The 25,175-nt window shown below is 76.1% G+C and carries 20 protein-coding genes, 1 tRNA gene and 2 pseudogenes; 15 read left to right on the top strand and 8 right to left on the bottom strand.

Going from position 1 to position 25,175, the window contains the following annotated elements; genetic code table 11:
• Positions 1-361: pseudogene (locus H297_RS0118025) on the bottom strand (hypothetical protein); the annotation flags it as partial.
• Between the two features lie 5 nt (positions 362-366).
• Positions 367-2,418 (bottom strand): ATP-binding protein, encoded by a 2,052-nt coding sequence (locus H297_RS0118020; RefSeq protein ID WP_106959654.1) that lies wholly within the window; start codon positions 2,416-2,418, stop codon positions 367-369.
• 352 nt (positions 2,419-2,770) lie between these two features.
• On the opposite strand from H297_RS0118020, the gene H297_RS0118015 reads away from it, so the two are divergent.
• Positions 2,771-2,846, top strand: a tRNA-Arg gene (locus tag H297_RS0118015).
• 415 nt (positions 2,847-3,261) lie between these two features.
• On the opposite strand, the gene H297_RS0118010 is transcribed toward H297_RS0118015, so the two are convergent.
• Positions 3,262-3,873, bottom strand: a complete 612-nt coding sequence (locus tag H297_RS0118010) for a DedA family protein (protein WP_027738208.1) — start codon at positions 3,871-3,873, stop codon at positions 3,262-3,264.
• Positions 3,870-4,604: a methyltransferase gene (locus tag H297_RS0118005; protein ID WP_027738207.1), complete on the bottom strand. Its 735-nt coding sequence runs from the start codon at positions 4,602-4,604 to the stop codon at positions 3,870-3,872. Before H297_RS0118005 ends, H297_RS0118010 begins: the two co-directional genes overlap by 4 nt.
• A 131-nt stretch (positions 4,605-4,735) precedes the next feature.
• Here H297_RS0118005 and H297_RS0118000 point away from each other — a divergent pair, with 131 nt between their 5' ends.
• The 3 genes from H297_RS0118000 to H297_RS0117990 all read left to right on the top strand — a co-directional run bounded on the left by H297_RS0118000 (position 4,736) and on the right by H297_RS0117990 (position 7,228).
• Entirely contained in the window at positions 4,736-5,878 is a 1,143-nt protein-coding gene (locus H297_RS0118000; protein WP_027738206.1) for a sensor histidine kinase, read from the top strand.
• On the top strand, positions 5,875-6,522 hold the full coding sequence (locus tag H297_RS0117995) for a response regulator transcription factor (protein ID WP_027738205.1): 648 nt from the start codon (positions 5,875-5,877) through the stop codon (positions 6,520-6,522). Before H297_RS0118000 ends, H297_RS0117995 begins: the two co-directional genes overlap by 4 nt.
• Before the next feature lie 214 nt (positions 6,523-6,736).
• On the top strand, positions 6,737-7,228 hold the full coding sequence (locus H297_RS0117990; protein ID WP_027738204.1) for a hypothetical protein: 492 nt from the start codon (positions 6,737-6,739) through the stop codon (positions 7,226-7,228).
• 138 nt (positions 7,229-7,366) lie between these two features.
• Here H297_RS0117990 and H297_RS0117985 read toward each other — a convergent pair whose 3' ends face one another.
• The 4 genes from H297_RS0117985 to H297_RS36960 form a co-directional block, all read right to left on the bottom strand.
• Entirely contained in the window at positions 7,367-8,317 is a 951-nt protein-coding gene (locus H297_RS0117985; protein WP_051351941.1) for a glycosyltransferase, read from the bottom strand.
• A complete protein-coding gene (locus H297_RS36965; RefSeq protein WP_078514232.1) occupies positions 8,314-9,333 on the bottom strand; it encodes a glycosyltransferase in 1,020 nt (339 codons plus the stop codon). Before H297_RS36965 ends, H297_RS0117985 begins: the two co-directional genes overlap by 4 nt.
• Positions 9,334-9,339: 6 nt before the next feature.
• Positions 9,340-9,531 (bottom strand): DUF2795 domain-containing protein, encoded by a 192-nt coding sequence (locus tag H297_RS0117975; RefSeq protein WP_027738202.1) that lies wholly within the window; start codon positions 9,529-9,531, stop codon positions 9,340-9,342.
• Positions 9,532-9,796: 265 nt separating this feature from the next.
• Positions 9,797-11,290, bottom strand: a complete 1,494-nt coding sequence (locus H297_RS36960) for an MFS transporter (RefSeq protein ID WP_078514230.1) — start codon at positions 11,288-11,290, stop codon at positions 9,797-9,799.
• A gap of 593 nt (positions 11,291-11,883) precedes the next feature.
• Here H297_RS36960 and H297_RS0117965 point away from each other — a divergent pair.
• The 11 genes and pseudogenes from H297_RS0117965 to H297_RS0117915 all read left to right on the top strand — a co-directional run bounded on the left by H297_RS0117965 (position 11,884) and on the right by H297_RS0117915 (position 25,030).
• The gene (locus tag H297_RS0117965) at positions 11,884-12,891 is read left to right on the top strand and encodes an NAD-dependent epimerase/dehydratase family protein (RefSeq protein WP_037794520.1); all 1,008 of its coding nucleotides are present in this window, start codon (positions 11,884-11,886) and stop codon (positions 12,889-12,891) included.
• Between the two features lie 66 nt (positions 12,892-12,957).
• Positions 12,958-14,661, top strand: coding sequence for a carbamoyltransferase C-terminal domain-containing protein (locus H297_RS0117960; protein WP_027738200.1), 1,704 nt, complete (start codon positions 12,958-12,960; stop codon positions 14,659-14,661).
• Positions 14,658-15,692 (top strand): glycosyltransferase, encoded by a 1,035-nt coding sequence (locus H297_RS0117955; protein ID WP_027738199.1) that lies wholly within the window; start codon positions 14,658-14,660, stop codon positions 15,690-15,692. The genes H297_RS0117960 and H297_RS0117955 overlap by 4 nt, the downstream gene beginning before the upstream one ends.
• On the top strand, positions 15,689-16,468 hold the full coding sequence (locus tag H297_RS36955; protein ID WP_486589554.1) for a D-glycero-alpha-D-manno-heptose-1,7-bisphosphate 7-phosphatase: 780 nt from the start codon (positions 15,689-15,691) through the stop codon (positions 16,466-16,468). Before H297_RS0117955 ends, H297_RS36955 begins: the two co-directional genes overlap by 4 nt.
• Positions 16,465-17,655: a glycosyltransferase family 9 protein gene (locus H297_RS36950; RefSeq protein WP_078514228.1), complete on the top strand. Its 1,191-nt coding sequence runs from the start codon at positions 16,465-16,467 to the stop codon at positions 17,653-17,655. Before H297_RS36955 ends, H297_RS36950 begins: the two co-directional genes overlap by 4 nt.
• The gene (locus tag H297_RS0117940) at positions 17,652-18,617 is read left to right on the top strand and encodes a glycosyltransferase (RefSeq protein WP_027738198.1); all 966 of its coding nucleotides are present in this window, start codon (positions 17,652-17,654) and stop codon (positions 18,615-18,617) included. The genes H297_RS36950 and H297_RS0117940 overlap by 4 nt, the downstream gene beginning before the upstream one ends.
• Positions 18,617-19,900, top strand: a complete 1,284-nt coding sequence (locus tag H297_RS0117935; protein ID WP_027738197.1) for a glycosyltransferase — start codon at positions 18,617-18,619, stop codon at positions 19,898-19,900. The genes H297_RS0117940 and H297_RS0117935 overlap by 1 nt, the downstream gene beginning before the upstream one ends.
• Before the next feature lie 154 nt (positions 19,901-20,054).
• Positions 20,055-20,807: an SIS domain-containing protein gene (locus tag H297_RS36945; protein WP_106959652.1), complete on the top strand. Its 753-nt coding sequence runs from the start codon at positions 20,055-20,057 to the stop codon at positions 20,805-20,807.
• Positions 20,808-21,093: 286 nt separating this feature from the next.
• Positions 21,094-22,581, top strand: a pseudogene (gene rfaE2 / locus H297_RS36940) (D-glycero-beta-D-manno-heptose 1-phosphate adenylyltransferase); the annotation flags it as partial.
• A gap of 350 nt (positions 22,582-22,931) precedes the next feature.
• Entirely contained in the window at positions 22,932-24,116 is a 1,185-nt protein-coding gene (locus H297_RS36935) for a glycosyltransferase family 9 protein (RefSeq protein ID WP_486589553.1), read from the top strand.
• Positions 24,113-25,030: a polysaccharide pyruvyl transferase family protein gene (locus tag H297_RS0117915; protein WP_027738196.1), complete on the top strand. Its 918-nt coding sequence runs from the start codon at positions 24,113-24,115 to the stop codon at positions 25,028-25,030. The genes H297_RS36935 and H297_RS0117915 overlap by 4 nt, the downstream gene beginning before the upstream one ends.
• Positions 25,031-25,175 lie beyond the last annotated feature (145 nt).

Here is a 25,175-nt window from a genome sequence, read left to right as displayed (position 1 = left end):
CCTGGCCCGGCGTGCCCTGACCGGAAGCAACCTGACCGGAAGCGGCCTGACCGGGGGCGGCCTGTCCGGGGGTGGCCTGGTCGGGGGTGGCGAAGGTTGGCGTGGTGTTCCCGGCCGGGGGGTGCGGGGGGCGGGCGACGGTGTCCACGGAGGCGTCGGCGCCCGTCTCCTCCCCCACGGGATCCGGCGGCGCAGGCGTGTCCGGCCCCGGGGAGGGTTCCGTGGGCGGGGCCGGGAGGTCCTGTTCCGGGGCCTCGTCCAGGTTCAGTTCCAGTTGCCCTTCCACGTGGGCGGGCGCGGTGGTGTACCAGCTCTCGGGGGACTTGTCGGCCCCGCTGGCGGCGGCGTCGGTGGACGTCACTGCGGTCACCTCTCCATGTGCGCGCCCTGCAGACCACGCTGCGGGCCGCGCTGGGTGCTGGGATGCAGGCCGAGCGGGGTACGCGTCGGCGGGAACTCGTGAGCAGGTGCGTCCGTTCTGCTCGGGTCGTGCAGTCGGCGGGCGGCCTCGACCCGGCGGAGCACCGAGAATGCGGCGATCAGTTCCATCTGCGGTTCCGGGCCGGTGTTGAGCTCGTCCAGCGGGGCGAGGCGCAGGTCGCGCTCGCCGTGGAGGACACGGCTGACGCAGTCCTCCAGCAGTTCGGCGCACTGTTCGCGCAGGTCCTGGGCGCTCTCCTGGCCGAGCAGGCCGGCAAGGGCGTCGTCGGCCCCCGCGGCGCGCCGGCCGCCGAGGAGCCCGGCGGCAAGAAGCCCTGCCACGCGTTCGATGTCGCCGTCGGGGGCGGCGGCGCGGCCGACGGCGCGGGCCTCCTCGTCGGCGAGTTCCTCGACGCAGCGGCGCCAGCGGCGGACCATCACACCGATCCGTCCGGCGGCCTCGGCGCGCGCGGTCTCCTCGGCGGCGCCGTCGGCGTCGGAGGCGCACCGCTGGAGGGCAGGGGTGGCGCGGCGCAGTTCGGCGACGCGTTCGTCGGCGGCGGCGACGGCGCCGCACAGGAGCGCGGCCAGACCGTCGGCGAAGGCGTCGAAGAGTTCGTCGCCGTCGCTGTCGGTGGGGAAGCAGCGCCAGTGCTCGGCCGCGTCACCGGCCAGCAGCTCACCGTCGGCGATGCGGGTGCGCAGCCGCTCCCCCGCCCGCTCGTAGGCGGTCTCGATGTGCTGGGTGAGGCGCAGGGCCGCCGCGTACTGGGCGGCCGACGCGCCGGCGAGGGCGGCGATGCGCGGGTGCAGGGAGGTGAGCGTCCCGGCTGCGGTGCGCCCCGCGGCGGCCTGCCGGGCCGCGGGTTCGGCGGCGCGTCCCTCCAGCCACCGGCGCAGCCCCAGGACGGCGGAGCCGGGCAGCAGGCCGGAGCCGCCTGCCGATTCGGGCAGTTCGGGGACGGTGAAGCAGGGGACGTCGCCCAGGCCTTCGCGGTCCAGCAGCATCCCGTACTGCGCGGTGATCTCGGTGGCCATCTGGTGCGGTACCCGGTCCAGGACGGTGGCGAGGGTGACGTCGTACTCCCTGGCGCTGCGCAGCAGGTGCCAGGGCACGGCGTCGCCGTAGCGGGCCGCGCTGGTGACCAGGACCCAGATGTCGGCGGCGCAGAGCAGTTCGGCTGCCAGGTCGCGGTTGTGGGTGACGAGGGAGTCGATGTCGGGCGCGTCGAGGAGCGCGAGGCCGGGCGGCAGTCCGCTGTCGGTCTCGATGCGCAGGGCGCGCCGGGGCTCGTCGCCCTCGGCGTCCTCCTCGCCGTCCCAGGTGGCTTCCCAGTCCGGTTCGCCCTCAGGGCTCCAGGCGGTACCCGTGTCGCGGTCGCCGCGCTCGATGTCCCGGTCGACGTCCCCGCCGAACCCCCGCCCCGCACCGAGTCCCCGGCGGCCCCGGTCGGGGTGGGCGCCCGGGTGCCGGCCCGTGTCCGGAGCGAGCCCGAGGCCCGTGTCCGGGCCGGGTGGACCTGCGGACGGGCCGCTGCGGTCGGTTCCCGTGCCACGGCCGGCGCCCAGCGGGCCCGTTCCGGTCCCGGGTCCTGTCCCCGTGTCGTGGGTGCCCGGCGTGTCCTGTCTGGGGACCCACACGCGTTCCAGGCGGGGCAGTACGCGCCGCGCGGTGAACCAGGGGCGGTCGTCCGGATGGCAGACCAGCACCGGGGTCCGGGTCGTGGGCCGCAGCACTCCCGCCTCGCTGACCTTCCGCCCCACCAGCGAGTTGACCAGGGTCGACTTGCCGGCGCCCGTCGAGCCGCCGATCACCGCGAGCAGCGGCGCCTCGGGGGTACGGACGCGCGGGAGGAGGTAGTCGTCGAGCTGAGCGAGCAGCTCGTCCCGGGAGCGGCGGGCGCGTTCGGCGCCCGGCAACGGGAGGGGGAAGCGCGCGGCGGCGACGCGTTCGCGCAGAGCGGTGAGCGCGTCGAGCAGTTCTAGCCGTACGTCCATGATCGCCACATGCGCAGAATGCCCAATTTTGCGGCAGTTTTGAAGTATGCCCACGGTACGAGGCGGGAAAAATAGACGTTTTAGGCGCCCAATAGACCCTTTCGCCCCATTCACCCCCGATCTACCACCTGCGACCCGGCCGCACCCATAACGACTGCGCAACACCCGCACCGCGCACCGCCAAAACCGCTGCGTGAATCGCACCGGCCTGCGATTATCGGGACCGCTTCACGGAACCTCCACATGGCGTCGCGGACGTGAAGCACACAGGACGAGCCGCACGGCCCCCTATCCTTGACCCCGCCGTGGTCACTCCGGGGACCGGCGGGCCCGCCCACCGCAACGGAGACAGGCCCCCGTAGCTCAGTGGATAGAGCAGGCGCCTTCTAAGCGCTTGGCCGTAGGTTCGAGTCCTACCGGGGGCACCACCGACTCGCCGCCCCATGGACCACGTCCTCCCAGTTCAGGGCGGTTTTGCCTTGGATCCGGCCGCAGTAGGGCCACCTGCCTGCGAGAGTCGGAGCCCGGCAGGAACCGGCCGGGACGGGGCATCCACGGCGTGCCCGTCCCCCGTGCGTTCCCCGGCCCCCCGGTCGACGGCGCTTCTGCGCCGGGTCGGCCGGATACGTCCCAGCGGCCCGAAGCCACCGCTCTCGCGGGATACCGGGGGCCGCTTTCATGCCGCCCCGGTACGTAGCGGACCCCTGCGGTCCGTTTCGGATCATCCGACTGCCGCCCCTGGCTGCACCCTCCCCCTCGGGCAGCGGGTTCGGGCGGAGGAGGCGGTATCGCGCCGCGTACTCCATGGCCCGGCTCATGACCCGCCGGCTCCGGGTGACCGGGCTATGCCGCGTCGGCTCGTACGCGGTGTGCCTTCCTCCAGAGCACCGCCGCCGCGACGAGGCCCGCCGCACCGGCGGCCACTGCGGGCGCGCCGAGGCTGAGGGCGCGCTGGAGGGAGGCGGTGGCCGCGTATCCGGCGCCGGCTTCGGCACCGGCCCACAGGGGTGCGGCGGCAAGGCTGTAGGGAGCGATGCGGCGATAGGGCAGCCGGGTGGCCCCGGCGAGGTGCGGGACGAGGGTGCGGACGACCGGGAGGAAGCGGGCGACGAAGACGGCCTGGCCGCCGCGGCGGGCCATCAGCGTTCCGGCGCGCCGCCAGGCGGCGGCGGGAAGGCGGCGGCCGACAGGTCCGGTGCGCAGGCGCTCGCCGAGCACGCGTCCGGTGCGGTGGGCGAGGAGGTCGCCCGCGGCGACGGCACACGAGGCGACCGCGATGAGCACCGGGAGATGCAGCTGCCCGCTGCGTGCCAGTGCGCCCGCCGTGAGCAGGATGGTGAGGGAGGGGATGAAGGCACCGACCAGCAAAAGGGATTCGGCGAGGACCGCCGCGGCCACGATCGCGTAGGCGCCGCAGGGCCCGACGTGGCCCAGGGCGTCGGTCAGCGTGTTCACCGCGAACTGCCGGTCGCCTCGTGCGCCGGGCGGGACGCCGTGCGGGCGGGCGTGGCGGGCCGGGTGAGCTGCCACACCTTGGCCGGAGGAAGGTTGCCCCACACGGTCCAGCACCCGGTGGCGTAGCGGCGCTGGTAGGCGGCCAGCACCTGCTCGACGGCCCGGTGCCGGCGTGCCTGGGCGCCGGAGGCCAGCAGCGTGCGGGCCCGTCGGGTACCGAGGTAGGCGAAGTAGGTCAGAGTGCCGCCCGGGTGCAGCAGTTCCAGGTAGCGGTCCATGATCGCCCGCACCTGGTGGGGGGTGAAGTTGGCGAACGGCAGGCCGGAGACGATCACGTCGTAGCGGCGGCCGGTGTCCAGCTTCTCGATGCGCCGGTTGTGAAGGTGGACCTGCTCCCTGCGTCCGGCCGACTGCGGGTGAGTGGTGGTGAGCTGGTGCAGGCGGGCGCCGAAGCGCGGGTTGGCCTCGGCGACGTCCAGGTGGCTGCCCGCCGGAAGCTGGGGGATCAGGATCCGGGTGACCGCGCCCGTCCCGGCTCCTGCCTCCAGGACGTGCAGCGGCCGTCCCGCCCGGACACGCACCGGATCGGTCAGTGCGCGGGCCAGCGCAGCACTGCTGGGCGCGATGGCGCCGGTGGTGCCCAGGTCGCGGGCGGCTTCGATGAGGAACATCCAGCCCTCGGCATGGCGCTGCGCGAGGACTCGGTCGTGCGAGGTGGTCCAGTCGTCCATGGCTTCGACGCTAGAAATCGGGCGTCGCCGCGGAATCCGCCGTTGTGCGCCCGCCTCCCCCTACGAAAGTAGGGGAACAGCGGCGAAGATCGTCGGAGGACGGCGAGGGGGGCGCTGCCTAGGATCTGGGCGTGAGCTGGAAAGAGACCTACCCGTGGCCCCGGTACGGGCGCTGGGGGCTGGTGGCGCTGCTGACGGCCGGCGCCGTCCAGAGCGGGGCAGCCACCGCGGGTGGCCACTACGCCACCCTGCGCACCGCCGCGGCGATGCTGTGCGGGGCAGTGCTGCTCGTGCGCCGGTTTCCCTGGTTCGTCGCGCCCGCGCTGGCCACAGCGGCGACCGGGGTGTGGGGGTGGCCGCTGCTGCCGCTGCTGCTGGTCGCCCTGTTCGACCTGGCCGCCCGGCGCCGGGCGGCGGTGGCCGCGGGCTGCGGCATCGCCGTCCTGGCCGCCAACACGGTGGCGCCCACGGCTGTCTCGCTGTGGCGCCCACAGCAGTACGGGGCCAGCCTGTTCCTGCTGCTCGCCGTCGTGGGCGGGCTGTGGATGGGCAACCGCCGACGCCTGGTGAAGGCCCTGGGCACCGAGGTCGAGCACTTGCGCGTCGAGCGGGAACTGCGCGAGGAAGCCGCGCGCGCGGCCGAGCGTGCCCGTATCGCTGCGGAGATGCACGACGTGCTGGCCCACCGCCTCAGCCTCATCGCCCTGCACACCGGGGTCCTGGCCACCAGGACGGACACGCTGGCCGCTCCGGTCACCGAACGGCTCGCCCTGCTGCGCACCGCCTCCACCGAAGCGCTGACGGATCTGCGCGACATCCTGGGCGCCCTCCACGCCCCCCGCACCGATGCCGACGCCCCGCCCGCCCCCGTCCTGCGCGACATGCGTGAGCTGGTCGAGCAGGCACGCGCGGCCGGCCAGCAGGTCGGCCTGCACACCCGCGGCCGGCCCGAGCAGGCGCCCGCCGCACACCGCCTGGCCCTCTACCGTCTCGTCCAGGAAGGTCTGACCAACGCCCGCAAGCACGCCGCCGGTGCACCGGTCACCGTCCGCGTCGACCACGGTCCGCCCGAGACCGTCGTCGAGGTCGTCAACGCCCCCGGCACCCCCGCGGCGCACGCTGCGCCCTCCGGATACGGGCTGGTGGGCCTGCGCGAACGGGTCCGCGCCCTGGGCGGGCACTTGAGCGCCGGACCGCACGGCGACGGCGGCTGGCGCCTCGCCGCCCGCATCCCCCACCCCGCACACACCGAGCAGAACGGCTCCCTCCCATGATCCGCGCCATGATCGTCGACGACGACGCCCTCGTCCGCCTGGGACTGGCCGATCTCCTGGACGCGGACGGCGGCATCCAGGTCGTCGCCCAGGCGGCCGACGGCCGGCAGGCCGTCGAACTGGCCACGGCCCACCGCGTCGACGTCGCGCTCGTCGACGTCCGCATGCCCCGCATGGACGGCATCACCGCCACCGCCCGGCTCCGCGCCCTGCCCCACCCCCCGAAGGTCATCACACTGACGACGTTCGACCTCGACGAATACGTCTACAACGCGCTGACGGCCGGAGCCGACGGCTTCCTCCTCAAGGACACCGACCCCGCCGAGATCCTGCGCGCCGTCCACCTCGTGGCCACCGGCTCCGCCATGCTCCACCCCACCGCCGCCCGCCGCCTCATCGACCGCTACCACCAGGCGGGCCGGCCCCAGGCCACCGCCGCCCGCGACCGGCTCGACCACCTCACCCCCCGTGAACGCGACGTCCTGGCCCTCCTCGCCCACGGCGAGACCAACGCCGACATCGCCACCCGCCTCGACATGCGGGAGAGCACTGTCAAAGCCCACGTCAGCCGCATCCTCACCGCCCTGGACGTCACCAACCGCGTCCAGGCAGCCCTCCTCGCCCGCGACGCCGGCCTGAGCTGAGCCCCGCCCCTGCCCGTCGGTCCCCCGCCCGTCGGTCCTCCGTGCGGTGCTCGCCGCGCCTGACGCCGCCCCCGGCACGCAACTGGGCGACGGCGCCGTCGAGGGGTTCCGTGGCCGCGGGGCCCACCTCGCACGGCTGCCGGCCCCCTTGAGGTAGTAGCACGCCTGGGCTACCATTTTTTTAGCACACTCGTGCCACAACGGAGGGAGCCCCATGCACGGCTGGCTGGTCGCGGCGCTCGTCGTCGCCCTCGCGCTCGGTGTGATCGCCAAACGGCTGGCCGGGGAGCCTCTCAACGCCAGGGACCTGTGGGGTGCGCCGCTCGTGCTCACCGCGGTCGGCGCCTGGACGCTGGTGCGGACCGCGGGGCTGGGCGCCGCGGACATCGGCTGGGCCGTCGCAGGCTGTCTGCTCGGGTTCGCGCTCGGTGCCGTGCGGGGCCGGGCCGTCACGGTCTTCGAGAAGGACGGCGTGCTGTGGCAGCGCTACACGGGCCGCACCTTCCTCTGCGTCGTCGGCACCCTCGCGGTCATGGCCGCGTTCACGCTCGCCGCGCGCGGACTGGGCATGCACGAGGAGGCGCGCCCGACGAGCCTGTCGCTCGGCGTCAGCTTCCTCGGCGAGGCGGTGGCCGTCAGCCTGCGGGCGCTGCGGACGGGGGTGCCGTTCGCCCCCGACAGGGAGCGCGCCGGCCTGCGCCGCTGAGGCCGACCGCACCGCCCCTCCGCGCCGGTCCGCGTACAGGTGTGCCGTCAGCCCCGCCGCAGGTGGCCGTCGGCCGGCGTGACCGCGCGCCGTCAGCTCCCGTACCGGAGCGCCGTCGGGCCGGGCGCCGCTGCGCCGTCAGCCCACGTACCGGCGCGCCGTGGAGGCGCGCTGGGCCCGTTCCAGGGCGGCCAGGCGGTGCTCGACCAAGGCGGGCACGGGCCGGCGTTCGGCCAGTACCCAGCCGAGACCGGCCAGCGCGCGGGCGAACGCGCGGGCGCTGGCGGCGTCGCGGGGCACCGAGCGGGCCAGGTATCCGGTGCGGCGCAGCGCGGCGGGCAGCGGGCGGCGCAGCCAGGTGTACCAGAGGGTGTTGCGCAGCCCGTCGACGCGGCGGCCGGTGGCGTCGCGCACCGGTGAGGGGGCGTGGTGGATGGTCAGCTCCTCGGCGAACGCGAGCCACCAGCCCCGCACGGCCAGGTCGGTGGCCAGCAGTTCCTCCTCGCCGCCCAGCCACAGCCGCGGGTCGAACCCACCCGCCTCACGGAAGGCGGCGACCCGCAGGCAGGTCGCGGCGGCCAGGAACGAGCCGAGTGCCGGGCCCGGCAGCCAGGCGGGGCCCCGCACAGGCGAGGTGCGCAACTCCTCGACGACGGGGTCCTCCCTCCCCTCCGGCTCGACGAGGATGCGGGCCACGACGCCCGCCAGGCCCGGACGGGCGTCCAGCCGGTCCGCGGCCCCGGCCAGCGAGCCGGGCGCCCACCAGGAGTCGTCGTCGCAGAAGGCCACGTAGGGGGTGGTGACCTGGCGGACGGCCAGGTTGCGGCCCACCGCGCCGGTGTTGCGGCCCGGTCGCAGCAGCGTCACCGCCGGGTGGGCGGCCCGCACGGCATCGGCGGTGCCGTCGGTGGAGGCGTTGTCGACGACCAGGACCTTCGGCTGCTCGGGGAGGCTCTCCAGCAGGCCGAGGGTGCGCAGGAGTTCGTCGCGGCGGTCGCGGGTGATGACCACGACCGTCACCCGTGCGTCCGGCTGCCCGGGCCCGGAGGCGGGGGCGTTCGGGGGCGGTGCGTCGTCGGACGTCGTCATGCCGTCGCCCCCTCCCCCACCGGGCGGGTCTCCTCCACGAGGCGGGCGGCCTCCTCCACGGCGTACGGGAGGGGGCGCCGCAGCCGCAGCGCCGCGGGCAGGCGGGGCAGCAGGCCGCGGGCGACCCGTCTGGCCTGCGCGTCGCGGACGGCCTGGCCGCACAGCGCCCGCGTACGCCGCGCCGCCACGGGCAGGGGCCGGCGCAGCCAGGCGATCAGCAGTTCGTTGCGGCGGACCAGCGCCTCGCGGCCCGGGCGGGGCGCGTCGGCGGGGGCGTGCCGGGCCACCACGTCGGGGCAGTGCAGCACCTCCCACCCGGCGGCGGCCAGGTCGTAGGCGAGCAGGGTCTCCTCGGCGCCGAAGAACAGCAGCGGATGGTAGCCGCCCACGTCCAGGTAGGCCTGTCGGCGTACGACGGCGGCGCAGCCCAGGAACCCGAGCACCCTGCGGCTGCGCGGCACGGGCCCCGCGCCCAGCGGGGAGGCGGCCAGCACGGTGTTGAGCGGGTCGGGGGCGCCGTGTGTACCGACGGCGATGCCCGCCGCGAGGAGCCCCGTGGTGGGGCGGGTAGCGAGGAGGTCCACCGCTGTGGACAGCGCCCCCGGCTCCCACCAGGAGTCGTCGTCGCTGAAGGCGACGTAGGGGGTGTGCAGGACGCGCACCCCCTCGTTGCGGGCCAGCGCACCCCGGTTGACCGGCAGCCGCAGTACCTCCACCCCGGGGAAGGAGCCCAGCACCATGTCCGCCGTGCCGTCCCTGGAGGCGTTGTCCACGACCAGGATCCGCGGGTTCTCGGGGAGAGCCGACAGCCGCTCCAGCGTCCCGGCGAGGGTGTCGCGCCGGTCGCGGGTGGCGATCACGACCCCGAGCCGGTCGCGCAGCTCACGCCGGACGGTGCCGGGGGCGTCTGGACCGCCGGGAACTCCGGCGCCCCCGGTGGGACCGGGGGCGCCGGAGGAGCCGGGCGTGCCGGGGGTGTGGGAGGCGGCGTTGGCGCCGTGCGGGGTACCTGCCATGGCGCGTCAGCCGGAGAACATCTCCTTCTCGACCTGGTCCGGTCCCTCGATCCGGTCGCGCTTCATGTGGGAGAGCTTGTCGACGACCTGGTTGGACGCCTTGTTCTTCTTGGCGAGGTCGGTGAGGGTCTGCCGGTCCGTCGGATAGGAGGCACCCTTGAGGGCCTGCTGAACCTCGATGGGGTTCACGTCGCTCATCGTTCCTCCACAGGTCTGCGTCGCACGGCTCCGCCATACGAGGGATGTCCGACATGGCGTTTTCCTGCTCATCCTGCTCATTCCATGGTGGGAGCCACCCGTGTGGCCCGCAACACGGAGCCGACGGAGACAGGGGCGGAGCGGAAGGGCCGGGAGCGGGTGGAGCAGACGGCGAGACGGCGAGACGGCGAGACACGGGAGAGGCCCGCACCCTGCCGCTGGGACAGGGTGCGGGCCGGGAGGGAGCGTCCCCGGGCTCCCGGTCTCAGGCCGCGGCCGACGCCGCCTCACGCACGGCGGGCGCCACCGCGGGCGCGGGCACCACCGCGGGCGCAGGCGCACCGGTGGCCGCGGCCACGGGCGCGGGCGCAGGTGCGGGCGCCAGGGCGGGGGCTCCCGCCCGGGTGCCGGGCCGCCGCAGGCCGCGCAGCGACGCCGGACGCCGCTGGAGCATCTGGGCCGCACCGGTGACCGCCACGATGGCCAGGCCACCCGCGATCAGTCCGCCGCGGGCTCCCGCGAACTCCATCAGGGCGCCCAGCAGCGGCGGCCCCACCAGGCCCCAGCCGGTGGAGGCGCTGCGCCACACGCCCAGCACCCGGCCCCGCAGGTGGGCGGGCGGCTCGGTCTGCAGCACGGTCGTCCCGGCGGTGTCGGAGACGGACTCCACGACGGCCATGGGCGCCACCAGCAGGATCAGGAAGACCAGCGACGGGGAGAAGCCCGCCACGACCTGGAGCAGCGCGCCCGCGGCGGCGAGCAGGGCCACGTGCCGCACGGCCGGCTTGCGCAGGCAGCCGGCGAGCACGGCACCGGCCATGCCGCCGACGGCCAGCACGGTCGAGACGGTGCTGAACGCCCCGGCACCCGCGGCCAGCGGTCCGGTGACCAGTACGGCCAGCGTCAACTGGTAGTTGCGACCGAAGATCGCGGAGATGCCGGTGATGGCGGCCAGGGCCACCAGGCGCGGGTTGCGCGCGAAGTACACCAGGCCCTCGCGGGTGTCGCCGCCGAGCGCGAGACGGGCCCTGCCGCGCCCCGCGGCGGCGGGTGCGGGGGTGCGTGCCGGACGCTCGTGGGCGGTCTGCGGCTCGCGCTCCTCCGCCGGGGCGAGCTTCAGGAACGGGATGACGGCGGCCACGGCCAGGAACGAGACGCCGTTGACCAGGTAGGCGGAGGACATGCCGAACCAGGCGACGGCCGCACCGGCGGCCGCGGTGCCGAGCAGCCGTCCCGCACTGTGCACCACGGAGCCCAGCGCGATGGCGGAGGGCACGTCCTTCCGCTTGACCAGGTCGTTGCCCAGCAGCGAGCAGGCGGGGTTGTCCACCGTGGCGATGGAGCCGGTGACGGCGGCGAGCACCATCAGCAGCGGCACGGTGAGCATGCCGAAGGCGACGGACGCGGCGGTGGCGAAGGCCACCACGCCCAGCAGCGCCTGGCTGACCGAGGCGGTCAGCTTGCGCGGCCAGGAGTCGACGAGGCTGCCGCCGACCAGGCTGAGCAGCAGCCCGGGGGCGGCCTGAACGGCCAGGGACAGCCCGGTGGTGGCGGCCGATCCGGTCAGTTGCAGCACGAGCAGGTTCTGCACGGTCAGCTGCATCCAGGTGCCGACGTTGGAGACCAGGTTGGCCGCCGACCACCAGCGCATGCTGGGGTAGCGCAGGGAGCGCCAGGGGTTGCGCTCCGAGCGGTCGCCCTGCCGGTCCGCGCGCTGCGCGCGCAGGACGGAGGACCGGCCCGGGAGCCTGTCGCGCATCCGTGCGAGGGGCCCGCGTCGGCTCGCGTTCTCGGCGGTCGAGCGGCTGTCGCCGACCGCGTGACTTTCGGCGGTCGCGTGACTCTCTTCGGTCGCGTGACTTTCGGCGGTCGAGCGACTCTCGTCAGTCGAGTGAAAAGGCATAAGGAATTCACGCAGGAAGGCAGGGGGCAGGAAGGGCGGAGCGGAAAGTGGAGGGAGGGCGGAGCAGGCGGAGAAGAACTTCCGTCCGACGCCCTCAGCCATATTCACAGACGGTTCGCGCCGACTCGGTCGCCGCTTCGCCGAGCAGTGCGCCATTCTCCTCCCCGTACAGGGGATGACCAGGCGGAAAAGACCCCGGGTTGCCTTGCTCACAGGGCTGTCGGCGGACGGCACGCCGTCACTGCGCGTCGGGACTCGACCCCGCTGCACAGCGGTCGTTCACGCAGCGCAGCGCCACGGTGAGCAGCGCTCGGATGCTCCTCGCGTTGCGGCGCGGTGGGGAGCCCCGCACGCTTGTGAGGGCGAGCACATCGCCGTGCGCCGCCGTCAGCTTTTCACCAGTTCTCCCTTGCTCTGCGGGGAGGGCCGCGAAAGCCGCAGGAGTGTCCATGGACCCGCGCACCGACTCCATACCCGCTTTCCGGGGGTTCCGGGGTTTCCGCCACACGGTTGTCACCGGAGGTGCCGGATTCGTCGGCTCCCATTTGTGTGCCGCGCTGCTGGAAAGCGGCGGCGAGGTCACCTGTGTCGACGACTTCTCCACCGGCAGGCGGGAGAACGTGGCGGCGCTGGCGGACCGGCCGGGATTCCGTCTCGTGGAGGCGGACATCACGCATCCCTTCGACGGCGAGGTGGCCGACGCGGGCGCCGCGCATCCGCCCGACCTCGTACTCAACTTCGCCTCGCCGGCCTCGCCCGCCGACTATCTGCGCATGCCGCTGCACACGCTGCGCACGGGCAGCGCGGGGACCGGCAACGCGCTCGCGCTGGCCCGCCGCCACGGGGCGCGGTTCGTGCACGCCTCCACCTCGGAGGCGTACGGCGATCCGCAGGAGCATCCGCAGAGCGAGCGGTACTGGGGCCATGTGAACCCGGTGGGACCGCGCAGCGTGTACGACGAGGCGAAGCGGTACGGGGAGGCCCTGACGGCGGCGGAGGCCCGCACCCACGGCAGCAACGTGGGCATCGTCCGCCTCTTCAACACCTACGGGCCGCGGATGCGCGGCTACGACGGCCGTGCCGTGCCCACCTTCGTCCGGCAGGCCCTCGCGGGCGAGGACCTGACGGTGACCGGCGACGGGCGGCAGACCCGTTCGTTGGCGTACGTGGACGACACGGTGCGCGGCGTCCTGGCGATGGCCGCCTCCGAGCTGCTGGGTCCCGTCAACATCGGCAACCCCGACGAGATCACCATGCAGGAGCTGGCGGAGCTGATCATCGCGCTGGCCGGCTCCTCCTCCGGGCTGCGCTTCATCGAGCGGCCCAGCGACGATCCCGCCGTGCGCTGCCCGGACATCACGCTGGCCCGCGGAAAGCTCCAGTGGGAGCCGACGGTGGCGGCCTGTGAGGGACTTGGGCAGACGATCGACTGGTTCCGCCGGCACGCCACCGGGTGACGCCGGGCACCCCGCCACCTCACGACCCCCCCTCCCCCATCGGCGCCCTGCGGCGAAAGGCAGCACATGCGCGTTCTCGGTATCAACGCCCTCTTCCACGATCCGGCCGCCGCGCTCGTCGTCGACGGGCACACCGTGGCCGCCGCCGAGGAGGAGCGCTTCTCCCGCCGCAAGCACGGCAAGCGCCCGGTGCCGTTCGCCGCCTGGGAGCTGCCCGTCAAGGCGGCCGCCTGGTGTCTGGCCGAGGCGGGGCTGCAGCCCCAGGACCTCGACGCGGTCGCCTACTCCTTCGACCCGGACCTGGCCGAACCGGCCACGGATCTGGGCCTGGACGACCCGTGGGACCCGCTGCGGCTGACGTACGCGCACCAGGCGCCCGCGTTCCTGTGCGAGGCGCTGGAGGGGCTGGAGCAGGAGAAGGTGCACTTCGTGGCCCACCACGTGGCCCACGCCGCCTCCTCGGCGTTCGCCGCGCCCGATGCGGACCGCTCCTCGGTGCTGGTGGTGGACGGGCGCGGCGAGTCGACGTCCCACCTGGCGGCCCGCCGCCGGGGTGCCGCCGTCGAGCCGCTGCACGGGCAGCAGCTGCCCCACTCGCTGGGCCTGGTCTACGAGGAACTCACCACCCACCTGGGGTTTCTGCGCTCCTCGGACGAGTACAAGGTGATGGCGCTGGCCTCCTACGGCAAGCCGCGGATGGCCGCCGAGCTCGCCCGGTACGTGCACTCCACGGGGGACGGCGGCTTCGTGGCCCGGGACGTGCCCTGGGAGAGCTTCGCGCCACCGGCCAGGCCGGGCCAGGACTTCACGCAGGAGCACGCGGATCTCGCGGCCAGTGCCCAGCGGTGCCTGGAGGACACGCTGCTGGACATGGTGCGCTGGCTGCACGGGCAGACCCACGACGAGCTGCTGACCATGGCGGGCGGCGTGGCACTCAACTGCGTGGCCAACTCGCGGATCGCCGCCGAGGGCCCCTTCTCGCACGTGTGGGTGCAGCCCGCCGCCGGGGACGCGGGCACCGCGCTGGGCGGGGCGCTGGCACTGGCCGCCCGGGGCGGGGACGCCACCGAGCCGCTGGCCGGAGCGGACCTGGGGCGGCGCTGGGAGCCCGCCGAGCTGCGGGAGTGGCTGACCACCGCCGGGGTGCCGTTCGAGGAGCCCGACGACGTGGCCGGGACGGTCGCCGAAGCCCTCGCGGACGACGGGATCGTCGCCTGGTTCCAGGGGCGCAGCGAGTACGGGCCCCGCGCCCTGGGCCACCGCTCGCTGCTGGCACACCCGGGCCGGGCCGCCAACCTGGAGCGCCTCAACGACGTCAAGGGCCGCGAACAGTTCCGCCCGGTGGCCCCCATGGTGCTCCAGGAGCGGGCGCCGGAGATCTTCGAAGGGCCGCTGCCCAGCCCCTACATGCTGTTCGTGCACGATGTGCGGCCCGCCTGGCTGGACCGCATCCCCGCCGTCGTGCACACCGACGGCACGGCCCGCATCCAGACCGTCAGCCGCGAGAAGGAGCCCCTGGTGGCCCGCATGCTGACCGCGTTCGAGCGGCTGACCGGGCTGCCCGTCGTCGTCAACACCAGCCTCAACACCGCGGGCAGGCCCATGGTGGACGACCCGCGCGACGCGCTGGAATGCTTCGGCTCCTCCCCCGTCGACCTGCTGGCCATCGGCCCGTACGTGGTGCGCAGAGGTGCCCTCTTCCACCGGGGCGACGGCAGCGGCGACGCCGCGTACGAAGCGCCCGCCGACCGGCGGGGGGCGGCCGCGTGAGCCGCCGCCGGCGCAGCGGATCCGGGCCCGCGTTCGCCGTCGTCGTCCCCACCCTGGGCAGGCCGTCGCTGAACCGCACCCTCCAGGCACTGGCCGAGGCGGGGGAGCCGAGACCGCGGCGGATCGTGCTGGTCGACGACCGTCCGGCACGCGAGTGCGGGCCGCTGCCCGTGCAGGTGCCCGAAGCGCTCACGGACCTCGTCACGGTGGTGCCGGGGGCCGCCGCCGGGCCCGCCGCCGCACGGAACGTGGGCTGGCGCGCCACCGAGGAGGAGTGGATCGCCTTCCTCGACGACGACGTGATCCCCGGCGACCGGTGGACGGCACGGCTGGCAGCCGACCTGGACAGCGCCGACGCGGCCCCCGGCAGGACAGCCGGCACCCAGGGCCGGATCACCGTGCCGCTGCCCGAGGACCGGCCGCCCACCGACTGGGAGCGCACCACCGCAGGGCTGGCCACCGCCCGCTGGATCACCGCCGACATGGCCTACCGGCGTGCCGCCCTGAAAGCGGTCGGCGGCTTCGACGAGCGGTTCCGCCGCGCGTTCCGCGAGGACGCCGACCTGGCGCTGCGGCTGGACGCGGCGGGCTGGCAGCTCGCCGAGGGCGACCGGCACACCGTCCACCCGGTGCGCGCCGCCGACCGCTGGGTGTCGGTACGGGCCCAGCGCGGCAACGCCGACGACGTGCTGATGAACCGGCTGCACGGCACCGGGTGGTGGCGCCGGGCCGGTGCGCCGCGCGGCCGGCTGCCCCGGCACGTGGCCGTCACCGCTGCGGCCGGCGCTGCCCTGGCGGGGCTGGCCGTCGGACGGCCGCGCGCCGCCGCCGTGCTGGGCGGGCTGTGGCTGGCGGGTACCGGCGAGTTCCTGGCCGCCCGGCTGCGCCCCGGGCCGCTCACCCGCGACGAGGGCCTCACCATGGCCCTCAGCAGCCTGCTGATCCCGCCGGTGGCCACCTTCCACTGGGCCCGCGCCCAACTCCAGGCGTGGCCCGCCCGGTGGTGCGACGGCACGGGGGTGTGGCCGTGAGGACCCGCACCCGCGCCCAACCGCCGCCCGGCCCCGCGCAGCACGGCTCCGCGGCAGACGGCGCCCTCCTGCGCACGGCCACCGCCGCCTGGTACCAGGACGGGCCCGGCGCCCCGCTGCTGCGGCTCCCGTGGGACGCGCCCCGCCCAGCCGCCGAGTGCGCCCACGGCGGGCGCGGCATGCCACAGGCGGTGCTGTTCGACCGGGACGGCACCCTCGTCGAGGACGTCCCGCACAACACCGACCCCGCACGGGTGCGGCCGCGCCCGCACGCCGAGGAGGCCCTGGCGCTGCTCCGGGCCTCCGGAGTACGGGCGGCGGTGGTGACCAACCAGCCCGACCTCGGCCACGGACTGCTCACCCTCGCCCAGCTCGACGCGGTGCACGCGCGGATGGAGGAGCTGCTCGGGCCGGTCGAGGTGACCGCCGTGTGCCCGCACCTGCCGGCGGACAACTGCGCCTGCCGCAAACCGGCGCCCGGCCTGGTGCACGCCGCCTGCCGGACGCTGGGGGTGGCTCCGGGGCAGGCGGTGGTCGTCGGCGACATCGGCACCGACCTGCTGGCCGCGCACGCCGCCGGGGCGCCCGGCCTGCTCGTCCCGAACGAGGCGACGCTGCCGCAGGAGACCCGGGCCGCCCCGTGCACCGCCGGGCACCTGGCGGGCGCCGTCCGCACCCTGCTGGGCATCCCCGCCCGCGGGGAGGCAGGCACCGCGACGGGCGAGGGCACCGCCGCCGGTGACGCCGGCCCCCGCCCTCCTGGAGGCCCGGCATGACGCCCCCTCGGACCGCACGGTCGCACCCCGCACCCCCGCCCGGGCCCGCCCCGGGCGAGAGGGCCCCGCACACGCTCGTGGTCCGGCTCGACAGCGTCGGCGACGTCCTGCTGGCCGGGCCCGCGGTACGGATGGCGGCGGCCGGGTCGCGGCGGGTCACGCTGCTGGCGGGCCCGCTGGGCGGGGCGGCAGCCAAGCTGCTGCCCGGCGTGGAGGAGGTCCTCACCTTCGACGCCCCCTGGGTGGGACGGCACCCGGCGGCGGTGGAGCGGGCCGCGTGCGAGGAGCTGGCCGCCGCCTTGGCCGAGCGCCACGTCGACCGCGCCCTGATCCTCACCTCCTACCACCAGAGTCCGCTGCCGACGGCGCTGCTGCTGAAACTGGCCGGGGTGCCGTGGGTGGCCGCCGACAGCGAGGACTACCCCGGCTCGCTGCTCCAGCTGCGGCACCGACGGCGCCGCGGCCGGCACGAGGCGCGGGCCGCGATGGACCTGGCGGCGGCCGCCGGTCTCGCGCTGCCGCCGGGCGACCACGGGGGCCTGGCGATCGTGCCGCCGCCCGACACCGGGCCGCTGACGGGCACCGACCCGTACGTCGTCGTGCACCCGGGCGCCACCGCGCCGGCCCGCACCTGGAGCGAGGGGCGGGCGGCCCGCGCGGTGGCGGCGCTGGCCGGGGCCGGGCACCGGGTGGTGGTCACGGGCGCGGCCTCGGAGAAGGAGCTGACGGCCGCCGTCGCCGGGGAGCACGCCCTGGACCTGGGCGGCCGCACCGGACTGCACGAGCTGGCGGGCGTGCTGGCGGGCGCCCGCGCCGCCGTCGTCGGCAACACCGGGCCCTCGCACCTGGCAGCGGCGGTGGGCACCCCCGTCGTCTGCCTGTTCGCGCCCGTGGTGCCGCCCGGACGCTGGGCGCCGTACGGGGTACCGCACGTCCTGCTGGGCGACCGGCGGGCACCGTGCGCCGGCTCCCGGGCGGTCTCCTGCCCGGTGGCGGGCCACCCCTGCCTGGACGGGATCGGCGATCAGGAGGTGCTGGCCGCACTCGACCGGCTGCCGCCCGCCACCCGCAGCCGCGGCGCCGCCCCGCGTCCCGCCGCCTCCCGTACCGGAGCCTCGCGCACCGCCGGGCCTGGTGCCGGGTCCGCGGGCCGCACCACTTCGACCACCGGGGAGGCCGGAGCATGAACATCCTGATCTGGCACGTGCACGGGTCCTGGACGACGGCGTTCGTGCAGGGGCCGCACACCTATCTGGTGCCGGTGCTGCCCGACCGGGGCCCCGACGGGCTCGGCCGCGCCGAGACGTTCGCCTGGCCCGACGCGGTCCGCGAGGTGACCCCGGCGCAGCTCGCCGACGCGGAGGTCGACCTCGTGGTGCTGCAACGCCCCCACGAGGAGGAGCTGGCCACCCGCTGGCTGGGCGGCCGCAGGCCGGGCCGCGACCTCCCGGCCGTCTACCTGGAGCACAACGCGCCGGACGGCGACGTGCCCGACACCCGGCACCCCTGCGCCGACCGGGACGACCTCACCCTCGTGCACGTCACCCACTTCAACCGGCTCTTCTGGGACAGCGGATCCACCCGCACCACCGTCGTCGAGCACGGCGTCGTCGACCCCGGACACCAGTGGACCGGCGAGGTCGAGCGGGCCGCCGTCGTCGTCAACGACCCGGTGCGGCGCGGCAGGTTCGTCGGCACCGACCTGCTGCCCGCGCTGAGCGAGGCCGCGCCGCTGGACGTGTTCGGCATGCGCACCGGCAGCCTGGCCGCCCACCTGGGACTGGCCGAGGACCGGTGCCGGGCGGCGGACCTGCCGCAGGAGCGGCTGCACGCCGAACTGGCCCGCCGCCGCTGCTACCTGCACCCGGTGCGCTGGACCTCGCTGGGCCTGTCCCTGCTGGAGGCCATGCACCTGGGCATGCCGGTGGTGGCGCTGGCCACCACGGAGGCCGTCGAGGCGGTGCCCGAGGGCGCCGGGGTGCTCTCCACCCGCCCCGAGGTGCTCGCCCGGGCAGCCCGCCACTACCTCGACGAGCCCGCGGCAGCCGCCGAGGACGGCGCCCGCGCCCGGCGGGCCGCGCTGAGCCGCTACGGACTCAAGACCTTCCTGCACCGCTGGGAGCAGCTCTTGGAGGAGGTGACCCACTGATGCCGGCCGTACGCAAGGACCGGACCACAGGCAGCAGCCCGCTGCGGATCGCGCTGGTCTCCGAGCACGCCAGTCCGCTGGCGGCCCTGGGCGGCGCCGACGCGGGCGGCCAGAACGTGCACGTGGCGCGGCTGGCCGAGACGCTGGCCGCCCGGGGCCACCGGGTGACCGTCTACACCCGGCGGGACGAGGCCGAGCTGCCCGAACGGCTGCCGCTGCGGCACGGCGTGGACGTCCACCACGTGCCCGCAGGGCCGCCCGAGCCCGTACCCAAGGACGAACTGCTGCCCTACATGGGCAGGTTCGGCGCGTTCCTGTCCGCCCAGTGGGCGGCCGAGCGGCCCCACCTGGTGCACTCGCACTTCTGGATGTCGGGCCTGGCCACCCTCCAGGCCGCGCAGGAGCGGGCGCTGCCGTTCCTGCACACCTACCACGCGCTGGGCACCGTCAAGAAGCGGCACCAGGGCGAGGCCGACACCAGCCCCGGGGAGCGCATCCCGTGCGAGACGGCCGTCGGCACCCTGTGCGACCGCATCCTGGCGACCTGCCGTGACGAGGTGGAGGAGCTGGCCGCGATGGGGGTGGCGCCCGAGCGGGTGTCGGTGGTGCCCTGCGGAGTCGACCCGGACGTGTTCACCCCCACCGGGCCGGTGTGGCCACGCCCGGCGCACCGCCCGCTGCTGGTGCAGGTCGGGCGGCTGGTACCGCGCAAGGGCGCCGCCCTCTCGATCGCCGCGCTCGCCCGCGTCCCCGGCGCGGAGCTGGTCGTCGCGGGCGGCCCGTCCGGTGCCGCGCTGGAGAACGACCCGGAGGCGGTACGGCTGCGGCGGCTCGCGCGGGAACTCGGCGTCGCCGACCGGGTGCACCTGACCGGCGGGCTGGGCCGCGAGGAGATCCCGCCGCTGATGCGGGCCGCCGACGCGGTGCTGTGCCCCGCCGACTACGAACCGTTCGGCATCGTCCCGCTGGAGGCCATGAGCTGCGGCACACCGGTGGTGGCCACCGAGGTCGGCGGCCAGCGCGACACCGTCGACCACCGCTCCACCGGGCTGCTGGTGCCGCCGCGCGACGCCGAGGCGCTGGCGGCGGCCGTCCGCACACTGCTGGCGATGCCCGCGCGCGGCCGGGCCCTGGGCGCGGCCGGGCGGCGCCGGGTGCTGTCCCGCTACTCGTGGACGCGGGTGGTCGGCCAGACCGAGGAGGTCTACCGCGCCGTGCTGGACGACGCCCGCACGGCGGGCACCGCCGCCGCCACCCGGGCGCCGGTGCCCGCCGTGCCCTGAAGCCTTCCTGCTGCATCCCGGTGCCCCGCATCCCGGTGCTCGGCACCCCGTCGTCCCCGCGCCTCGCCGGCGCCCTTGCGATCCCTGTCGGTTCCGTACGCGTGAAGGAGGGAGGCCGCGGGCCGGTCCGCTGACCCGCCCGGCGGCCACCGCCATGCTCCCCATCGACCCCGCACACACCCACTGCCAGGCACTCGAACAGGCCGTCGCCGCCTTCCGGGAGAACCACTCCGCCCACGTGACCGCGTGGGGCGAGGAGCTGGCCGGGGTGCTGCGCGACGGCGGACGGCTGCTGGCCGCGGGCAACGGCGGCAGCGCCGCCCAGGCCCAGCACCTGACCGCCGAACTCGTCGGCCGCTACCAGGGCGAGCGCCCGCCCTACTCGGCGATCGCCCTGCACGCCGAGACCTCCGCGGTGACGGCCATCGGCAACGACTACGGATTTGCCGAGCTGTACGCCCGCCAGGTCGCCGCGCACGGGCGGCCCGGCGACGTGCTGATGCTGCTGTCCACCTCGGGGCGCAGCGAGAACCTCCAGGCCGCGGCGGTGGCCGGGCACCGCGCCGGGCTGCGGGTGTGGGCGCTGACCGGCCCCGCGCCCAACCCGCTGGCGACGGCCGCCGACGACGCGCTGTGCGTGGCGGCGGCCACCACCGCGACCGTGCAGGAGGTGCACCTGGTGGCCGTGCACCTGCTGTGCGAGGCGTTCGACGCGGCCGAAGGGCTGGCCGCGGACCTGCTCGCGGCCACCACTCCGCTGCCGGCCGTCGTGGACGGCACGGACTCCGATGTCCGGGCTCCCGTGGACGGCACGGACTCCGGTGTCCGGGCTCCCGTGGACGCCGGGAAGCCGGTGCCCGCCACGGAGCCGGAGGGACGGGCCGCCCGGGTGCCGCCCGAAAGGTGAACCGGCCCCGGCCCCGGCAGGACGCCGCAGGGTCCAGCAGGGCAGTCCTCCGCAGGGTCCCACCACGGCAGGACGGCGCAGAGGGACCCGGCTGCATCCCCTGTACCCCCTGCGTCCCCTGCATCCCCTTGCAACCCCTGCATCCCCGCGTCCCGTCTCTCCCCGGTAGCCGGGCGCCACCTCCCGGAAGGTCCCGCACCACGTCCCGCAAGGCCCCACCAGGGCCCCGCGCCCCGGGGTCGCGCAGCACAATCCCCGGGCCCGCACCACGCCGAAGGAGGCGCGCATGCCGCGCAACCGTCCGCTCGTCGTCGTCGGCGACACGCTGCTGGACACCGACGTCGAGGGCCAGGCAAACCGGCTGGCTCCGGATGCGCCGGCGCCGGTGCTGGACGTGTCCGAGGAGCACAGCAGGCCCGGCGGGGCAGGGCTGGCCGCCACCTTGGCCGCCGCCTTTCCCCGCGATCTCGCCGGGGACGGGCCCGGTGCCCGAGCCGACGCCCAGGGCCGGGAGGAGGCCGACCGGCCCGAGGTGGTACTGGTCACCGCACTGGGGCAGAGCCGGTCCGACCAGGTGGTCCGTGACCTGCTCGCCCCGCGCGTGCGGGTGCTGGAGTTGCCGCTGCGCGGCAGTGTGCCCGTCAAGACGCGGCTGTGCGCCGACGGGCGGCCGCTGCTGCGGGTGGACCGGGGCGGCGGCACCGTCGGGCCGGTCACCGACGAGGTGCGGGCCGCGCTCGCCGGGGCGCACACCGTGCTGGTGTCCGACTACGGGCGGGGCGTCGCCGCCCGGCTGCGCGCCGAACTCGCGGTGCTGGCCGGGCACACCCAGGTCGTGTGGGACCCGCACCCGCGCGGTGAGCCGCCGGTGCCCGGCGCCCGGCTGGTGACGCCCAACGCGGCCGAGGCCAGGGCTTTGTGCTCGGAGTGCGCCGACCCCCACGCCGACACCGACCGGGACGGACTGCACGGGCACGGGTGGCGCGGCGCCGCGCTGGCCGCGGAGTGGCGCAGCGCGGCCGTCGCCGTCACCCTGGGCCGGCGCGGTGCGGTGCTGGCCCGCCCCGGGGACGAGGCCCCGCTGTACTTCCCGCCGCTCCAGGAGGCCGACGGCGACCCGTGCGGCGCCGGCGACTGCTTCGCCGCGACGGCTGCCCGCGCCCTGGCCGAGGGCGCCCTGCCGGAGGAGGCCACCCACGAGGCGGTACGGCAGTCCGGTGCCTTCGTGGCGGCGGGCGGGGTGCGCAACCCGCACCTGTGGGGCGGCGTGCCCGGCAGCGCCCCCGCGGCGCCCGCATCCCCGCCGCCCCTGCACGCGGCGGACCGCTCGCTGACGGACGCCCGCGCCCTGGCTGCCTCGGTGCGGGCCCGCGGCGGCACGGTCGTGGCCACCGGCGGCTGCTTCGACCTGCTGCACGCCGGGCACGTCGGCATGTTGCAGAACGCCCGCCGCACCGGGGACTGCCTCATCGTCTGCCTCAACTCCGACGTCTCGGTCCGCCGGTTGAAGGGCGAGGGCCGCCCCCTCACCCCGGAGGCGGACCGCATCTCCGTGCTGGCCGGGCTCGACTGCGTGGACGCGGTCGCCGTCTTCGACGAGAACACCCCCGAACGCCTGCTGGGGGAGCTGCGCCCCCATGTGTGGGTCAAGGGCGGCGACTACGGCACCGAACGGCTTCCCGAAGCGAGCGCACTGGAGGAGTGGGGCGGCCGGGTCCTGCTGCTCCCGTACCTGGACGGGCGCTCCACGACCGCGCTGGCCCGCCGCGCCGCCGACCACCACGGCGCGGGGGCGGCAGGTACCGCCGCGGGGACGGGCACCGGGCGGGCGCCGTCACCCTCCACGGGTCCACGCGGCCCTGGCAGCCGGGGTGGTTCCGGAGCGGCGGAAGGGCCGGGAGGCGACGGACGGACGGACGGCGGGAGCGGCGCGGGCGGTGCGGGAGGCGTGGATGCCAGGGGGCCCGTGGGCGGTACGGGGCACACGGACAGCGGGAACGGACCGGCCGGCACGCGAGGCGTAGGCAGTGCGGGTGGCCCGGGCGGTACGGGTGGCGCGGGTGGCCCCGGGAGGCCGGGAAGCCCGAGCGATCCGGGCGGTGCGGGCCGCGCCGGGGCGGAATCGTGACCCCCCGGCCCCTCGTACTGCGGGAGGGGGCCGGTACCGCGCCGGGGCGGGCACGGACGCTGGTGCTGCGCGCCCTGGGGCTGGGCGACCTGCTGACCGCCCTGCCCGCACTGCGGGCCCTGCGCCGGGCCCGCCCGGACCACGAACTGGTGCTGGCCGCACCGGCCTGGCTGGCCCCGGTCGTACGGGCCGCCCGCGCCGCCGACGTGCTGCTGCCCGCGGGCGGCGCGGGCCGCGAGGTGCCCGCCGCGCTGACGTGGCCCTGGGCACCGCCCCGGCTCGCCGTCGACCTGCACGGCAACGGGCCGGCGAGCCGCGACGTGCTGGCCGCCACCGCACCGGCGAAGCTGCTGGCGTACGCGGCGGGCTCGGCGCCCGGCTGGCAGCAGGACGCGCACGAACGTGACCGCTGGTGCGCGCTGCTGCGCTGGTACGGCATCCCCGCCGACCCCGGCGACCTGCTGCTGGACCGCCCCGGGCTGCCGTCGCCCGCACCGGGGGCCGTGGTGATCCACCCCGGCGCCGACGCGGCCGCCCGGCGCTGGCCCGCCGAGCGGTTCGCCCACGTGGCGCGCGCTCTGCGGGCCCGGGGCAGCGAAGTGGTGGTCACGCACGGTCCGGGCGAGCTCGCGCCGGCCCGCGAGGTGGCGGAACGGGCCGGGCTGCCCGCGCGCGCGGTGCCCGGCGGCCCGGCGGGGCTGCCCCTCGACGTGCTGACCGCCCTGGTGTCCGAGGCCCGCGCGGTGCTGGTGGGCGACACGGGGGTGGCCCACCTCGCGTCGGCGCTCGCCACGCCCTCCGTCGTCCTGTTCGGCCCTCTCTCCCCCGCCCTGTGGGGCCCTCCCGCGCACCCCCGGCACCGCGCCCTGTGGCATCCCGACCCGGGTGACGGAGCACGCCCCGGCGACCCGCACGGCACCCGCCCCGACGCGCGCCTGCTGCGCATCGGCCCCTCCGAGGTCCTGGACGCCTGCGCGACGCTGCCCCCACCCGGCCCGGCCGCACCCCAGGCCCCCACCGACCCGGCAGGGCACGACGCCGCACCGGCCGGAACCGTGCTGCCCGGCCTCGGTACCGGCGCCGAGGGCGGGCCCGCACCGGGGAGCCGCCGCGCGGCAGCGGGAACGCCCGCCCTCGTGCCGTCCCACGAGGTGCCCTCGCACCCGGACGGCGCTCCGTGAGGGGTCACCGGGCGCTGCTCGTCGGCTGGTTCAGTTTCGAGAACGGGGAGGCCACCGCCGGCGACGTGCTGGCGCTGCGCCGGGTGGAGGGCGTGGCGCGGGCGGCCGGGGTGCCCTACGACGTGGCGTGGAGCCCCGGCTTCCGGCCGGGCGAGCTGTCGCTGGAGACGGTGCGGCCCCAGCGGTACGACCTGCTGGTCTTCGTGTGCGGGCCGCTGCACGGACCGCAGGTCGCCGCGCTGCACGAGCGGTTCGCGCACTGCCGCCGGCTGGCCGTGGGCGTCTCCGTCATCGACCCCGGGGCGGCCGCCGTCCGCGGCTTCGACCAGGTCATCGCCCGGGACGGTCCGTCCCAGGGCCCGCTCCCCGATCTGTCGGCGGGCACCCGGCCACCGGCACAGCCGCCGCCGGTGGTGGCCACCGTGCTGACTGCCGGACAGCACGAGTACGCGGAGCAGCGGCGGCACGAGGAGACGGTACGGCGCATCACCGCCTGGCTCGGGGCGCACGACTGCGCACGGTTGCCGCTGGAGACGCGGTTGGACAGCCACGACTGGCGGCTGTGCGCCACCCCCGAACAGTTGGACGCGCTGCTGGCACGGTCCGACCTGGTGGTCACCAACCGCCTGCACGGGCTGGTGCTGGCGCTGCGTATCGGCGTTCCCGTCATCGCCGTCGACCCGGTGGCGGGCGGCGCCAAGGTGAGCGCCCAGGCGCGGGCGCTGGGCTGGCCCGCGGTGGTCCCCGCGGAGCGGCTGGACGGCGAGACGCTCCAGCACTGGTGGGACTGGGCCCGTACGGAGGGCGCCGCCCGTGCCGTCGCGCAGGCGGCGGCTCCGCCGCCGGACGCGCTCGCGGACGCCCTGGCACAGGCCCTCACCACGCCCCCTCCGGGGCCGAATCGTCCCGTTTGACACCTTCTGGAAGCCGGATGGGAGCCTGGAGGAGTGGCGCGCCGGGACACCGGCCCTTGGGTCCGGTACCGGTGGCGCCGCCGCCGACGCACGCCCGCTCCCGCCGTCCGGCGGAGCCGGACGTCCGCTCCCCAGCGGAAGGAAA

Source organism: Streptomyces sp. CNT360 (genome assembly GCF_000424785.1).
The sequence above is the reverse complement of the archived record's forward strand: the minus strand, read 5'-3'. Positions and strand labels throughout refer to the sequence as shown.